19 protein-coding genes are annotated in these 13,893 nt (G+C 33.1%); all 19 read left to right on the top strand.

Annotation, left to right across the window (positions count from 1 at the left end):
• Nucleotides 1-22 precede the first annotated feature (22 nt).
• The 19 genes from E0K96_RS05215 (at nt 23) to E0K96_RS05305 (ending at nt 13,887) form a co-directional block, all read left to right on the top strand.
• The gene (locus E0K96_RS05215) at nt 23-412 is read left to right on the top strand and encodes a hypothetical protein (protein WP_240924442.1); all 390 of its coding nucleotides are present in this window, start codon (nt 23-25) and stop codon (nt 410-412) included.
• Nucleotides 399-1,256 carry a damage-control phosphatase ARMT1 family protein gene (locus E0K96_RS05220; RefSeq protein ID WP_168081704.1) on the top strand — a complete coding sequence of 286 codons (858 nt, stop codon included), beginning with the start codon at nt 399-401 and terminating at the stop codon, nt 1,254-1,256. The genes E0K96_RS05215 and E0K96_RS05220 overlap by 14 nt, the downstream gene beginning before the upstream one ends.
• Before the next feature lie 15 nt (nt 1,257-1,271).
• The gene (locus E0K96_RS05225) at nt 1,272-3,002 is read left to right on the top strand and encodes a hypothetical protein (protein WP_168081706.1); all 1,731 of its coding nucleotides are present in this window, start codon (nt 1,272-1,274) and stop codon (nt 3,000-3,002) included.
• 251 nt (nt 3,003-3,253) lie between these two features.
• Nucleotides 3,254-4,216: an ATP phosphoribosyltransferase regulatory subunit gene (locus E0K96_RS05230; protein WP_168081708.1), complete on the top strand. Its 963-nt coding sequence runs from the start codon at nt 3,254-3,256 to the stop codon at nt 4,214-4,216.
• Nucleotides 4,213-4,830 (top strand): ATP phosphoribosyltransferase, encoded by a 618-nt coding sequence (gene hisG / locus E0K96_RS05235; RefSeq protein WP_087243284.1) that lies wholly within the window; start codon nt 4,213-4,215, stop codon nt 4,828-4,830. The genes E0K96_RS05230 and hisG overlap by 4 nt, the downstream gene beginning before the upstream one ends.
• Nucleotides 4,831-4,834: 4 nt before the next feature.
• A complete protein-coding gene (gene hisD, locus E0K96_RS05240) occupies nt 4,835-6,160 on the top strand; it encodes a histidinol dehydrogenase (protein ID WP_129737402.1) in 1,326 nt (441 codons plus the stop codon).
• Nucleotides 6,135-6,722 carry an imidazoleglycerol-phosphate dehydratase HisB gene (gene hisB / locus E0K96_RS05245; RefSeq protein WP_087243282.1) on the top strand — a complete coding sequence of 196 codons (588 nt, stop codon included), beginning with the start codon at nt 6,135-6,137 and terminating at the stop codon, nt 6,720-6,722. Before hisD ends, hisB begins: the two co-directional genes overlap by 26 nt.
• A gap of 1 nt (nt 6,723) precedes the next feature.
• Nucleotides 6,724-7,329, top strand: coding sequence for an imidazole glycerol phosphate synthase subunit HisH (gene hisH, locus E0K96_RS05250; RefSeq protein ID WP_087243281.1), 606 nt, complete (start codon nt 6,724-6,726; stop codon nt 7,327-7,329).
• A complete protein-coding gene (gene hisA, locus E0K96_RS05255) occupies nt 7,326-8,063 on the top strand; it encodes a 1-(5-phosphoribosyl)-5-[(5-phosphoribosylamino)methylideneamino]imidazole-4-carboxamide isomerase (RefSeq protein ID WP_168081710.1) in 738 nt (245 codons plus the stop codon). Before hisH ends, hisA begins: the two co-directional genes overlap by 4 nt.
• Nucleotides 8,033-8,797, top strand: coding sequence for an imidazole glycerol phosphate synthase subunit HisF (gene hisF / locus E0K96_RS05260; protein ID WP_168081712.1), 765 nt, complete (start codon nt 8,033-8,035; stop codon nt 8,795-8,797). The genes hisA and hisF overlap by 31 nt, the downstream gene beginning before the upstream one ends.
• A gap of 6 nt (nt 8,798-8,803) precedes the next feature.
• Nucleotides 8,804-9,448, top strand: a complete 645-nt coding sequence (gene hisIE, locus E0K96_RS05265) for a bifunctional phosphoribosyl-AMP cyclohydrolase/phosphoribosyl-ATP diphosphatase HisIE (RefSeq protein ID WP_087243278.1) — start codon at nt 8,804-8,806, stop codon at nt 9,446-9,448.
• A gap of 103 nt (nt 9,449-9,551) precedes the next feature.
• Nucleotides 9,552-10,043, top strand: a complete 492-nt coding sequence (locus E0K96_RS05270; RefSeq protein WP_087243277.1) for an NADH-quinone oxidoreductase subunit NuoE family protein — start codon at nt 9,552-9,554, stop codon at nt 10,041-10,043.
• Nucleotides 10,037-10,387, top strand: coding sequence for a hypothetical protein (locus E0K96_RS05275; protein ID WP_087243276.1), 351 nt, complete (start codon nt 10,037-10,039; stop codon nt 10,385-10,387). The genes E0K96_RS05270 and E0K96_RS05275 overlap by 7 nt, the downstream gene beginning before the upstream one ends.
• The gene (locus E0K96_RS05280; protein WP_087243275.1) at nt 10,387-10,794 is read left to right on the top strand and encodes an ATP-binding protein; all 408 of its coding nucleotides are present in this window, start codon (nt 10,387-10,389) and stop codon (nt 10,792-10,794) included. The genes E0K96_RS05275 and E0K96_RS05280 overlap by 1 nt, the downstream gene beginning before the upstream one ends.
• Nucleotides 10,791-11,957, top strand: coding sequence for a [Fe-Fe] hydrogenase large subunit C-terminal domain-containing protein (locus E0K96_RS05285; protein WP_168081714.1), 1,167 nt, complete (start codon nt 10,791-10,793; stop codon nt 11,955-11,957). The genes E0K96_RS05280 and E0K96_RS05285 overlap by 4 nt, the downstream gene beginning before the upstream one ends.
• Complete coding sequence (locus tag E0K96_RS05290) at nt 11,957-12,283, top strand: hypothetical protein (protein WP_087243273.1); 327 nt, start codon at nt 11,957-11,959, stop codon at nt 12,281-12,283. The genes E0K96_RS05285 and E0K96_RS05290 overlap by 1 nt, the downstream gene beginning before the upstream one ends.
• A gap of 1 nt (nt 12,284) precedes the next feature.
• Entirely contained in the window at nt 12,285-13,007 is a 723-nt protein-coding gene (locus E0K96_RS05295; RefSeq protein ID WP_168081716.1) for a PHP domain-containing protein, read from the top strand.
• Nucleotides 12,989-13,522, top strand: coding sequence for an ATP-binding protein (locus E0K96_RS05300; protein WP_087243271.1), 534 nt, complete (start codon nt 12,989-12,991; stop codon nt 13,520-13,522). The genes E0K96_RS05295 and E0K96_RS05300 overlap by 19 nt, the downstream gene beginning before the upstream one ends.
• Entirely contained in the window at nt 13,519-13,887 is a 369-nt protein-coding gene (locus E0K96_RS05305; RefSeq protein ID WP_087243270.1) for a (2Fe-2S) ferredoxin domain-containing protein, read from the top strand. Before E0K96_RS05300 ends, E0K96_RS05305 begins: the two co-directional genes overlap by 4 nt.
• Nucleotides 13,888-13,893 lie beyond the last annotated feature (6 nt).

Here is a 13,893-nt window from a genome sequence, read left to right on the forward strand (position 1 = left end):
CTACAAGAGGTGATAAAAAATGATGAAAAAATTTAAAGAATATCGTACATTTTTATTTTGTCTTTTCTTATTTATTATATTGATGATTTTGAGTCTTTATGCTTTTATGCAAAAAGCCTTGCCACAGGCCATAGGTTGTCTTTTATTATCATTGATTGCACTTTTATTAATGACTGCAAGATATAAGATTATTTTATTTGATAATGAAATGATGATTTATGAGTGGAAAGTTGCAGCTATGTTGCCAACATTGATTCCTTATCAAAATATTCAATCTATTCAAAAAAAGTCTAAGCATCATATGATTGTTGAGCATCAAAAAACAAGTCATATCTATGTTTTTAATAGTGATGCTTTTTTAGAAGCTTATAATGAGTTCACTCAAGAGGATAAAACCAATGAAAATGAATAAACAATGTTTACCATGTCTGGTTAATCAGGTTGTCAAGATGGCAAGTATGACAGGATGTCTGGATCAGGATGAATTGTTTCACCAGTTTTTTGCCTATATGAGTCAGGTTGATTTTACAAAAACAAACCCTGAAATTATAGGTGAAGTTTTTGCCATGGTCAAAGCGTATATTCATCATGATGATCCTTACTATCAGTTAAGACATGATTATAATCAGATGTTTTTAAAACAACTGAATCAATTAGATAACCAGATTCATTCTTTTGAAGAGACTGTTAAATATGCAATAGTAGGAAATATTATAGATTTTAGTCCTCTTCATCAAAATGTAAAACAAGATGTAACAAAGTATTTTCAAAATATAGATCAGTTATCCTTGACTATTGATCATATTGAAGATTTAAAAGCTGATATTAAGACTTCTTCATCTTTATTATATTTGGGAGATAATTGTGGAGAAATCTGTTTAGATAAATTATTGTTGAAAAGAATCAAGGATATCAATCCTGATATTACATTGTATTTTGCGACAAGAGGAGCAACTGTGGTTAATGATTCTATATTAGAAGATGCCTATCAGGTAGGTATTGATGAATATGCAACCATTGTATCTAATGGTGACAGTTCATTAGGAACAGTTCTTTCACGTGTCAGTGAAGAGTTTCTTGAAATCTATCATAAGGTGGATATAGTGATAGCAAAAGGACAGGCTAATTTTGAAAGTTTAAGTGAAGAGAAGAAAAATATTTATTTTTTATTGATGGTTAAATGTGGAGTAATCAGTCAATATATAGGTGCTTTAGAAAAATCGCTTGTCTGTCTATCTCAAAGAAAGAGAGGATAGCCAATGAAACTTCATGTGAAAAAAATAATAGATAGAGCTTCTTGGAAAACACAACAAAACAATCAAAAATACTATTTGATAGGTGCTTTGTTTTTATTTAGTTTACCAGTTGTCATGATCACTTATCATTTTTATATCATGTTTTTTCTTTTGTTTTTCATCATTATAATTGTTTTAATAGCAAGCTATATTCAAAATATAAAAAGCTTTTTTGATCTGAAAAGATTAAAGAGTGAAGTTGTTGGTGTTGATGAAAACCAATGTTTTGTTTATCAAGATAAAGTTTTTGATTTTCATCAGTTAATAAAAATTCATTTACAGCGTCGCGTTATTTATTTGGAGTTTGAAAATGATATCGTTGTTTTAGAGAATCAGAAAACTCTTTTCAATCAATTAAAAGATTCATATTCTCAATTGATTAATCAAAAGACAACCAAGATTGGAAGAATATCTTTTAAGCTATGGATGATAGATATGCTTTTTGGTGTCATTATTATGATGAAAATAGTAGGGGGCATTATTTATTGTCTATCGACTTCAACAACGATTATTGATATTAGTCGCTTATTTGGGGATGTAGGGACTCTTGCTTTTATCTTTATTTGTGTTTTTTTAGCGAATCTATTGAAAAAGTATAAGATTATTTTTTATACAGTATCTGTAATAGTGGCATTTTGGTCATTGATGTCTCCAATGACACATGTGACACAATTGCTTGTTGATCAAGGTGCTATAGCTTATCGTGAAGATGTGAATGGGGTTCAGATTTATCGCGATGTGGCCTATGTGTTTGGAAAAGATGCGACATTGATGTATGTAGATTCCATAGATGATATTGGAACTTTTCATGATGTTGTGTATGTTGAAAGTCAGCAACAATATCAATTCTATAGTTTAACGACACCACATCAAACACTTCAAGATTTATATGAGGAATATGAGGGTAGTTCTTATAGTCATCAGGATATCAATATAGCGATTGATAAAAATGTCATTAAAATCAATTCAAAACCTTATCAGGCAGAGTTGATTGGTGATCATATGTTATATGTCAAGTTACAGCATCCTTATATCATTCAATTAAAAGATTTTCGATGTGAACTTTATCAGTTAGATAGAGGACATACAGTTGTTTTACAAGAAGATTATATGAATGATGTTACTTCTCAAGATAACGATATAGAAAATGAGGAAAAGAAAAGTCAAGAAGAGAACCAAGACAATGAAACAGTGACACCTTCACCATCACAGCCAGAAGAAAAATCAGAAATAGAAAAAAGAAGAGAAAAACAAGATCAACAAAGATATCAGGCTTATCAACAAGCTATCCAACAAGATGATATGACATCTTTCCAGTCTACACAGGATGTTGTGAAAGTTCATGACGAAAATACTGATATTTATCGAGTTATTAAGTCATTGGATAGGGAAATCACACGAATGAATAATGAAGAAGGAACTATTCTAGATGTCCAAATTTTATCAATGTTGATTTATCATCAAAATAATGATGAATATGGTATTTATATTAATAGGCGAGTTGATTCTTCTGTTGAAGAAAGTCAGACGTTTCAAGAAATCATTTTCATGAAAAAATATGGTCAAGATTATATTGGAACAAGACTTTATGATATAAGTTATATGCCAACTGATCATCCTACCAATAATGGTGAATATGAAACACGTCAAACAACTGACTATCTTTATCGTATTGATGGCCATCAGGTTGTAGAAAATGCATGGTAAAAAAGAATTTTCAAAAAATTCTTTTTTTATTTATTAAAGTGTGTTAAAATGATAAAAAATGAGGTGATATTTATGAAAAAAACAATTTTAAATCAACAATTTCATCGCCATCACCATTGGAACACTTAGGGTTATATCTATGAAAGATACAGCCCGTTTTGCATATACTTTATAAATGGGTGTATCTAATGACTTATAGAAGGTTTGGACGAGTCATTAAGACTCGTCTTTTTTGTTAAAGGGGGATTGACATGGAAGAGTTTAAATATTTAATACCTGAAGAAAGTATTGATGCCATTATGAACAATGTGTCTAAGTTAAGAGATATTGAAAATGATTTAAGACATATTTTTGTTGAACATGGTTATTTAGAAGTTTTAATGCCATCATTTGAATATGTGGAGCTTTATAATGATATGGATATTGGAATTGATGAAGAAAAGATGTTTCAATATATCAATTATGAAGGAAAAAGAGTGGCATTGAGAGTGGATTTTACAGTTCCACTAGCAAGATTGTATAGCTCACAAAAAGAAAATGGTGAAAAAAGATATTGTTATTTTGGGAAGGTCTATCGTAAAGAAAAAAGACATAAAGGAAGAAGCAGTGAATTTTTTCAGGCAGGCATTGAATTGCTTGGAAAAGCAGGTGTTGCAGGAGATTTAGAATGCTTAGAGCTTGTTTTAGAAACAATGCAGTGTTTAAGATTAAAGACATTACGTATTGAAATGGGATCGGCTCAATTTTATAACCGTTTAGTTGAAATAGTGGATGATGAGAAATTCGTCAATATATTAAAAAGACGTGATTTAAGTGCTATGAAAGACTTTGTAGAGAGTCATCATTTTGATAGTCATCTCCATGATTTGTTGTTGATGTTACCTCAAGCTTTTGGTGATATTCAAGTTTTATATCAGGTTCAATCACTGATAGATGATCCATTATTAAAAGAGGCTATTGAAGAGTGCATTCATTTATATCAACAATCAAAGATGAAAGACATTTTAACATTTGATTTAGCTATGACGCCAATGATGAAATATTATACAGGTATTATATTAAAGGGGTATTCGCCTTATAGTGCTGAACCTATTATGAATGGTGGACGTTATGATAAACTCATGAATCATTTTCAAAGACAGGTTCCTGCAATTGGATTTAGTTATGATTTAAGTCATATTCTCAAAGCTTTAGAAAAGGAGGATGAAGCATGATTAAAATAGCCATTACAAAAGGGCGTATTGAAAAGCAGGTTTGTCAATTGTTATCAAAACAGGGATTTGATATGGAACCTATTTTTCATAAAGACCGTGAACTCATGATTGAAACTCCAGATGGTTTATCAATGATTTTTGCGAAAGCCAATGATGTTTTGACTTTTTTAGAACATGGGATCGTTGATGTTGGTTTTGTAGGAAAAGATACTTTAGAAGATAGTGATTTCCAGGATTATTATGAAATGTTGGATTTGGATATTGGAAAATGTTATTTTGCAGTCGCAGCTTATCCTGGTTATAAAGATAAAGTTTTTCATCGTCGTAAACGTATTGCTTCTAAATATACCAAAGTGGCTAAGGATTATTTTAACCAAAAACAGGAAGATGTTGAAATCATAAAGCTGGAAGGTTCAGTAGAACTGGGCCCTGTTGTGGGATTAAGTGATGCTATTGTGGATATTGTAGAAACAGGTTCAACGCTTAAAGCCAATGGTTTAGAGGTTATTGAAAAAATCAGTGATATTTCTACAAAAATGATTGTCAATAAAGTGAGTTTAAAATTTAAAAAAGAAGAAATCTTTGATTTGATTTATAAATTGAAAGGGGAGTAACAAGATGTTAAAAGTTTATGATTTACAAGGGCAGTTTAAGGATGTTGTGCAAAAGTTTTCATCACGTAAAACTGAAATGACCAAACAGGTCAATGATACTGTTATGAATATGATTGAGGATGTTGAAAAAAATGGAGATCAGGCATTAATGAAATATTGTCGAGATTTAGATGGTTTTATGATTGATAATCCTAAAGATTTGATTGTCTCAAAACAAGAAATTTTGGATGGTGTCACAAGTGTTGGTAAAGACTTTATGCGTATTTTAGAGCGTACTAAAGAACAGTTAATAGCTTTTCATCAACATCAGGTGGATAAATCGTGGTCATTATATAAGGAAAATGGTGTCATGATGGGACAATTGGTAAGAGGTTTGGAAAAAGTGGCTTTATATGTACCAGGAGGAACAGCAACGTATCCATCAACTGTTATGATGAATGCAATTCCTGCAAAGCTTGCGGGAGTTCAAAACCTGATTATCATCACGCCAGTAAAAGCTGATGGAAAAGTGAATCCTAGCATTCTAGCAGCAGCCTATGTTTGTGGGATTGATGAAATTTATAAGGTAGGAGGCGCTCATGGTGTTGCTGGAGTTGCGATAGGAACAGCAACCTTACCAAAAGTTGATAAAATTGTCGGACCAGGCAATATTTATGTAGCGACAGCTAAAAAATGCTGTTATGGCCGAGTAGACATTGATATGATTGCTGGACCTAGTGAGATTTTAATCGTGGCAGATGACAAAGCCAATCCTAAATATATTGCAGCCGATTTAATGAGTCAGGCAGAACATGATCGTTTAGCCAGTGCTCTTTTGGTCACAACATCGCCTTCACTTGTTGAAAAGGTCAATGAAGAGTTGAAACGACAGATACAGTTATTACCAAGAACAGAAATTATTGAAGAATCGTTACAGAACTATGGTGGAGCATTTATTGTGAATTCGATAGAAGAAGCTTTTCAGGTTTCTAATGAGTTTGCGCCTGAACATCTTGAAGTGCTTGTAGAAAATCCAATGAATACTTTACCAATGATTCATAATGCTGGATCTATATTTTTAGGTGAATATACACCAGAACCACTTGGTGATTATATGTCAGGAACAAATCATGTTTTACCAACCGGAGGAACAGCTAAATTTTATAGTGCTTTAGGTGTTTATGATTTTGTGAAATACTCATCATACAGTTATTATCCAAAAGCAGCTTTAGAAGCATTGAAAGATGATGTTATCACATTTGCCAAAAAAGAAGGATTAGACGGACATGCCAATAGTGTTGCAGTGAGATTTGAGGAGGATACATATGAGAAAAAGTCAAATAAAGCGTGAAACAAGAGAAACATCTATTGATATGTCCTTAAATCTAGATGGGCAAGGGATAGCTCAAATTGATACAGGTATTGGATTTATGGATCATATGCTTGAATTATGGGCTTTCCATAGTGGTTTTGATTTAAAAGTGATTTGTCATGGTGATTTAAACGTAGATAGTCATCATACAATAGAAGATTTAGGAATTGTTTTAGGGGAATGTATCAAAGAAGCATTAGGTGATAAAAAAGGCATTTATCGCTATGGTCAAATGGCTATTGTCATGGATGAAGCACTCGTCACAACAACACTTGATTTAAGTGGTCGTCCTTACCTTGTTTATCATGCACAATTGCCTTGTATGAAACTTGGTCAATATGAAACGGAGATGACAAAAGAGTTTTTTAAAGCAGTCAGTGATCATGCTATGATGACTTTGCATATTCATGAAAGCTATGGTGAAAATACACATCATATTATTGAAGCGATGTTTAAAAGCTTTGCACGTGCATTAAAACAGGCAGTCATGATTGATGAAAATCATCAAGATCAGATTGTGTCATCAAAAGGAGTTTTATAGGATGATTGTGATTATTGATTATCATGTTGGAAACTTAATGAGTGTGCAAAATGCTTTTTTGAAACTTGGTATGGATGTTGTGGTGAGTCGAGATCACGATGTGATTCGACAGGCCAAGGGGATTGTACTGCCTGGTGTAGGAACATTTCCAGTAGCGATGGAACATTTAAAGAAATATGATCTCATTGATATTTTAAAAGAAAGAAAAGAAGCGGGTATTCCAATATTGGGAATCTGTTTAGGAATGCAAATTTTATTTGAAAAAGGTTATGAAGTGACTCCAACGGAAGGATTAGGTTTTTTAAAGGGTGAAGTCAAACTGATGGATGTGCAGGCCAAAATCCCACATATGGGATGGAATGAACTGATTCTCACACAAGATCATCCCTTAATGAAAAATATAAAAAATGGGGATTATGTTTATTTTGTTCATTCTTATATGGCTTATCCAACCGATGATGAACTCATTGCCTGTTGTGAATATGGCCAAGCCAAGATTACGGCTGTTGTCGCAAAGGATCATGTCATGGGATGTCAGTTCCATCCTGAAAAAAGTGGTGCAGTCGGAAGAAAAATTTTATTAGCGTTTAAGGAGATGGTGCAATGATTATTATTCCAGCAATTGATTTAAAAGATGGTGAGGCAGTGCGTTTATATAAAGGTGATTATCAACAAAAAACAGTCTATTCTTCATCACCAGAAACACTGGCTTTACAGTTTCAGAATATGGGAGCCAATTATTTACATGTGGTAGATTTAGATGGGGCTAAAGATGGGACAACAACAAATCTTTCAACAATTCAAAAAATTCGTCAGACCATCTCCATTCCTATTGAAGTCGGTGGTGGCATTCGAACGATAGATACTGTAGAACTATACTTAGAAAAAATAGGGATTGACCGTGTGATTTTAGGTACGGCAGCTATTGAAAATCCTGAATTTTTAAAAACAGCTTTAAAGAAATATGGAGCTAAACGTATTGTTGTGGGCGTGGATATCAAAGATGGATTTGTATCGACTTCAGGATGGCTTGTCAATACACAGATATATTACTTAGATTTTTTACAGGAATTAGAAAAAATGGGGGTTCAATATATTGTGTGTACAGATATTTCTAAAGATGGTACATTACAGGGACCATCATTTCCCATCTATCAAAAAATCAAAGACACAACATCTTTACATTGCATTGTTTCTGGCGGTGTAAAAGGAGCTGAAGATATTTTGGAAGCAACCAGACAAGGTTATTATGGCTGTATTGTTGGAAAAGCTTATTATGAAGGTCAGATTGACTTGAAAGAGGTGATATCATGCTTGCCAAAAGAATCATTCCTTGTTTAGATATTAAAGATGGTATGGTTGTCAAAGGAGTGAATTTTGTAGGATTAAAAAATGTGGGTGATCCTATTGAAATTGCGAAAAGATATGATGAACAATGTGCTGATGAAGTTGTTTTTTTAGATATCACAGCGACTTATGAAAATCGTGATATTATCAAAGATCTCATTCAACGTGCAGCCAGTGAATTGTCGATTCCATTAACTGTCGGTGGTGGTATTCGTACTTTAGATGATTTTCGTATGATTTTATCCAGTGGGGCAGATAAAGTCTCTATCAATTCAGCAGCGATTTTAAATCCACAATTGATTCAACAGGCTGCAGATGAATTTGGTGTGCAGTGTGTCGTTGTGGCGATTGATGCCAAGATGCGTGATGATCAAAGTGGCTATGATGTCTATATGGCTGGTGGTAGAAAAAATACGGGATTGGATTTAATCGCATGGGTTCAACAATGTGAACAGCTGGGAGCTGGTGAGATTTTATTGACATCTATGGATAAAGATGGAACCCGTGATGGATTTGATATTGATATGTTAAATGCAGTCCTTGACGTTGTTTCTATTCCCGTCATAGCCAGTGGTGGGTGTGGGAATCAGGAAGATATTGTGGAAGTATTTGAAAAAACAAATTGTGATGGGGCCTTGGCAGCTTCTTTATTTCACTATCAGGAAGCGACTATTGATGATGTGAAAGCATTATGTGCCAGTCATCACATTCCAGTAAGGAGGAATTGAGAATTGATGAAACCAGATTTTGAAAAAGGAAATGGGTTAATCCCAGCGATTGTACAAGATGTCAAAACAAAGGATGTATTGATGTTAGCTTATGTCAATGAAGAGGCTTATGAAAGAATGTTGACAACCAAAGAAACTTATTTTTATTCACGTTCACGTCAGGAACTTTGGCATAAAGGAGAAACATCTGGACATTTCCAATATATTCAGGGAATGTATTTAGATTGTGATGAGGATACTTTACTGATTCTGGTTGAACAGGTTGGAGCAGCCTGTCATACTGGAGCCTATTCATGTTTCTTTCAGGAAGTCATACCTTACATTTTTGAAAAGAATATTTTTCATGAAGTTTATGATGTCATTGCAGATCGACAGGTACATCCTGTTGAAAAATCATATACAAATTATTTATTGGAACAGGGTGTTGATAAAATCTGTAAAAAAGTAGGCGAAGAAGCCAGTGAAACAATTATTGCAGCAAAAAACAACAATCAAGAAGAATTAATTGGTGAAATCAGTGATTTATTTTATCATGTATTGGTTTTGATGTATCAACAAGGTATTCAGGTTGAGGATATAGAAGAGAAATTGAGGGAAAGACATCAAATCAGTGGTAATAAAAAAGAATTTCATCAAAGAGGAGATTATTAGTGATTCTGATAATCTTTTTTTGTTTTGATAAACAAATAAATTTAATGTTAAGCGCTTTCAAACTATGTTATAATGAACATATGAAGAAGAAAGGAGTATGTGTATGGGTGGTTTAAAACAAGAGTATTTAGATAAAATTGACGCTATTGTTGATAAGCATAAAGATGAGCGTGGTCCCATGAAATTAATGCTTCATGATATTCAGGATGAACTTGGATATATTCCTTTTGAAGCAATGGAAAAAATAGCTGAAGCATTAAATGTTCCCGTTTCTAAAGTTTATGGTGTTGTGACATTTTATTCACAGTTTACAACAGAACCAAAAGGTAAACATATCATTTCTGTATGTTTGGGAACAGCCTGTTATGTCAATGGTGCTCAAACGATTTTGGATTTACTCTGTGAAATGACAGAATGTGAAGTCAATTCGACAAGTGAAGATGGATTATTTTCCATTGATGCCACACGTTGTGTTGGAGCCTGTGGTTTAGCTCCTGTTGTCAGTGTTGATGGCACTGTATTTGGATGTCAAAAACAACTGGAAGATTTGAAAATGCTGATTCTTGATTACTTAAAGGAAGAAGAACTATGTTGATGAAAGACATTATTGATATGTTGGATGCCAGGGCCATTTATATTGCTGATGAAAATATTTATGAAAAAAATTATGACAAAGGTTTTGCGACAGATTTAATGTCTGATGCTTTAGCATTATTGAAAAATGAAACTGAGGATGTTTTGTTTTTAACGGGTCTTTCTAATGTTCAGTCATTAAGAACTGCTGAAGTACTCGATTTAGATACTGTTCTTTTTGTAAGAGGAAAACCGATTGATTGTCATATTATCGAAACAGCAAAAGATTTGCATATCAATATCTTTCAAACGAATCAGACAATGTTTGAGGTATGTGGACAACTTTATAGACAAGGAATGAGATAATGAAAAAAGTTTATCAGGTAGAAAAAGATAATTATGAAGATGCTGGAAAAGTTTCTACAGATATTAAAAGAACTCTCAAATCTATTGGTATTGATCGCATTGTTCTTAAAGCTGTCGCCATTGCCTGTTATGAAGCAGAAATGAATATTGTCATCCATTCTGATGGTGGTACAGTCACTTTTGAAATTGATGATGAGGGATTGATTCAGCTCTTATTTGATGATATAGGACCAGGAATTGAAGATCTTGAATTAGCTCAAAAGCCAGGTTATTCAACCGCTTCTGCAAAAGCACGATCACTGGGATTTGGTGCAGGTATGGGATTATATAATATGAAAAGTGTAGCTTCTTCTTTTGAGATGACATCTTCAAAAGAGGGGACACATATTCGCATGACATTTCAATGAAACCTGTTATCCATTTTTTAGGTGATCACTGCACAAGTTGTATTAAATGTGTCAAATCGTGTCCTACAGAAGCTATATCTATCATCAATGGAAAAGTTGTAATTGATGATGCACACTGCATTCATTGCCATGTCTGTGTTCAATCATGTCAACATAAACAGTTAAGAATAAGAGAAGTCAATCTGGAAAAAGCATTTCAACAACATGAGTATAATATTGCGTTAATACCAACATCAATACTTTCAGATTTTCAAAAATTCGATGAACTTAAAGATTTTGTTTATGCGATAAAAGAATTTCATTTTGATGAAGTTGTTCAATATAGTGATATTGAAGGACAACTTTATCAACAGGCATTACAGGATAGTTTAAACTCATCTCAGGTGATGCTGACATCATTTTGTCCAACCATTAACAGATTAATTAAACAGGAATATCCAACATTGATTGATCATCTATTGCCTTATGATTATCCAGTCGAAATTGCGGCTAAACGTTTAAGAGAAAAATATAAGGGAAAAGATATAGGAATCTTTTCACTCTGTGAATGTGTAGGTAAATTAACACTTGCGAAAGAACCGCTTGGGAAAATGGATTCACAGATTGATTATGCTTTGAGTATTTCTAGAATGTTTCCTCATTTTAATAAACGAAAAGGAAAAGGCAAGGAAGAGATGACTATAAACGCAGATGGTATCAAAAGTAATGTCAGTGATTTATTTGGGGATCATCGTTTATCTGTGATGAGTGTTGAAGGATTATCTCAGATTCGTATGGTTTTAGATTTGATTGAATTTGATCAGTTAAAACATATTCAGTTGATTGCCCTGTATCATTGTTATCAGGGGTGTATTGGTGGCTATTATTTATGGAATAACCCATTTGAAGGACGTTTTCGTATTGAAAGTATGGTATCTCAATGTGATGCACCTGCTGTTGCATTAAAACATAATGAATATTTTAAAAAGCGTCGTGTCAATGAACAAAAACAAACTTTTAAAGAACGTATGGCCTGGTTTCATAAAGTCAATGCCATTTTAGAAACTTTGCCACAATACGACTGTGGTAGCTGTGGCTTTGCCAATTGTCGTAGTTTGGCTATGCGCATTGCCAGTGGAGAAGTGGATGATTCATTGTGTCGTGTTAAAAAGAAGGTGAAATGATGAAAGTCAAAGAGATATTACAATTACCTTTACAATCTATTAATGATGTTTCTTTCAATCAGGATATTCAGGATGTTTATATTGGTGATTTATTGAGTGTTGTCATGGCAAGTGGTCAAGAAGGTATGTTGTGGTTAACTGTACAAAAGCATTTGAATGTGATTGCGATTGCTGAATTGCATGATTTTGCAGGAATTGTTTTTGTTCAAAATAACTATCCTGACAGGCAAACGATTCAAAAAGCAACGGATCTACAAATTCCATTATTTGTCAGTCAACAGGATGCTTTTCATCTTGCTAAAGAGCTGATAGCTTTAGGTTTATAGTATGTATTATGATTTACACATTCATTCTGCCTTGTCACCTTGCAGTGATGACACAATGACAATTCATAATATTTTCAATATGGCTTATATCAAAGGGTTAGATCTTATTGCGATTACTGATCATAATTCTTTAAAACAACAATATTATTTAGAAAAAGTGATTCAAAGTCCCATATTAGAAGGAAAGATCAATTTTATACATGGTGTAGAATTACAAAGCATTGAAAACATTCATATGTTAGCTTACTTTCAAAGAGGCACAGATTTAAAACCTATTCAACAGTGGATAGAGCAGCATCTTATCAAACAAGAAAACGATTGCCAATATTATGGCCATCAATATATATTTGATGTCAATGATGAGATTGAAGATGAAGAACAATATTTATTACTGAATTCTTTACGTTTAAATATTTATGAAATTGTAGAAGCTATTCATCGTTTTCAAGGGATTATTATTTTAGCGCATGTACTGGCTCAAAAATATGGTATTTATGAAATTTATCATGGCATACCAGAAGACTTAGACTATGATGGTATCGAAGTGACATGCTTAAAAGAATATCGTGATTTAAAAAAACTGTGTCCAAATGTCAAAGATGAATATGTTTTTATCAATAGTGATGCTCATCAATTGGAAGATATTCAAGAACCTATATATACCATTGATGAAGATAAATTAAAGAGATTATGGAGTCAAAGAATATGCAAGAAATCGCTATGACCATTTTAGATATTGTTCAAAATTCTATACGTGCTGGTGCTCATTTGATACACATATGGATTGTGAATAGTCAAAAAGAAAATAAAATTCATATTGAAGTTCGTGATGATGGTTGTGGTATGAATCATGACACATTACAAAAAGTGATTGATCCTTTTTATACAACACGAACAACACGTTCTATTGGTTTAGGAATTCCGATGTTTAAAGAAAGTGTGGAAATGACCGGTGGATATTTCTTTATTGATTCAAAAGAAAACAAAGGAACAACGATTATTGGTGAGTATGTTAAAAATCATATTGATACACCACCAATGGGAGATTTAGTGGAAACAGTTGTTTCCTTGCTTCAATATGATGAACATATAGATTATTGTTTTCGTTATCAGGAAGATGATAGGGAATTTGTTTTAGATACACAGGAAATTAAAGAATTGCTTGAGGATGTTCCTATTAATCAACCTGAGATTATACTTTGGTTAAAAGATTATATAAAGGAGGGTATGTGGAAATGAAGTCATTAGATGAATTAAAGAAGATTAGATATGAGGCTAAAGAGAAAATGGCTATGCGTGGCAGTGGTGATCAGGATTATCGTGTTGTCGTTGGTATGGCCACTTGTGGTATAGCGGCTGGAGCACGACCTGTTTTAAATACACTTGTTGAAGAAGTCGCAAAAGCCCATTTACCTGTAACGGTTATGCAGACTGGCTGTATTGGCATGTGTGCTTTAGAACCCATTGTAGAAGTCTTTGATAAAGATAATCATAAGACAACTTATGTATTGATTGATGCTAAAAAAGCAAAGGACATTGTTTTACGTCATTTGATACATGGAGAAGTGATTGAAGAATATACAGTCGGACAATATTCAAAATAGGAGGGT

The sequence above is a fragment of the Massilimicrobiota sp. SW1139 genome, from assembly GCF_012027715.1.
GTDB lineage: Bacteria > Bacillota_I > Bacilli_A > Erysipelotrichales > Coprobacillaceae > Allocoprobacillus > Allocoprobacillus merdigallinarum.

Bases quoted from the DNA above. Each gene is read 5' to 3' on its own strand.
- E0K96_RS05215 (WP_240924442.1), top strand. From the start codon at position 23: ATGAAAAAATTTAAAGAATATCGTACATTTTTATTTTGTCTTTTCTTA.
- E0K96_RS05220 (WP_168081704.1), top strand. From the start codon at position 399: ATGAAAATGAATAAACAATGTTTACCATGTCTGGTTAATCAGGTTGTC.
- E0K96_RS05230 (WP_168081708.1), top strand. From the start codon at position 3,254: ATGGAAGAGTTTAAATATTTAATACCTGAAGAAAGTATTGATGCCATT.
- hisG (WP_087243284.1), top strand. From the start codon at position 4,213: ATGATTAAAATAGCCATTACAAAAGGGCGTATTGAAAAGCAGGTTTGT.
- hisD (WP_129737402.1), top strand. From the start codon at position 4,835: ATGTTAAAAGTTTATGATTTACAAGGGCAGTTTAAGGATGTTGTGCAA.
- hisB (WP_087243282.1), top strand. From the start codon at position 6,135: ATGAGAAAAAGTCAAATAAAGCGTGAAACAAGAGAAACATCTATTGAT.
- hisH (WP_087243281.1), top strand. From the start codon at position 6,724: ATGATTGTGATTATTGATTATCATGTTGGAAACTTAATGAGTGTGCAA.
- hisA (WP_168081710.1), top strand. From the start codon at position 7,326: ATGATTATTATTCCAGCAATTGATTTAAAAGATGGTGAGGCAGTGCGT.
- hisF (WP_168081712.1), top strand. From the start codon at position 8,033: ATGCTTGCCAAAAGAATCATTCCTTGTTTAGATATTAAAGATGGTATG.
- hisIE (WP_087243278.1), top strand. From the start codon at position 8,804: ATGAAACCAGATTTTGAAAAAGGAAATGGGTTAATCCCAGCGATTGTA.
- E0K96_RS05270 (WP_087243277.1), top strand. From the start codon at position 9,552: ATGGGTGGTTTAAAACAAGAGTATTTAGATAAAATTGACGCTATTGTT.
- E0K96_RS05275 (WP_087243276.1), top strand. From the start codon at position 10,037: ATGTTGATGAAAGACATTATTGATATGTTGGATGCCAGGGCCATTTAT.
- E0K96_RS05280 (WP_087243275.1), top strand. From the start codon at position 10,387: ATGAAAAAAGTTTATCAGGTAGAAAAAGATAATTATGAAGATGCTGGA.
- E0K96_RS05285 (WP_168081714.1), top strand. From the start codon at position 10,791: ATGAAACCTGTTATCCATTTTTTAGGTGATCACTGCACAAGTTGTATT.
- E0K96_RS05290 (WP_087243273.1), top strand. From the start codon at position 11,957: ATGAAAGTCAAAGAGATATTACAATTACCTTTACAATCTATTAATGAT.
- E0K96_RS05295 (WP_168081716.1), top strand. From the start codon at position 12,285: ATGTATTATGATTTACACATTCATTCTGCCTTGTCACCTTGCAGTGAT.
- E0K96_RS05300 (WP_087243271.1), top strand. From the start codon at position 12,989: ATGCAAGAAATCGCTATGACCATTTTAGATATTGTTCAAAATTCTATA.
- E0K96_RS05305 (WP_087243270.1), top strand. From the start codon at position 13,519: ATGAAGTCATTAGATGAATTAAAGAAGATTAGATATGAGGCTAAAGAG.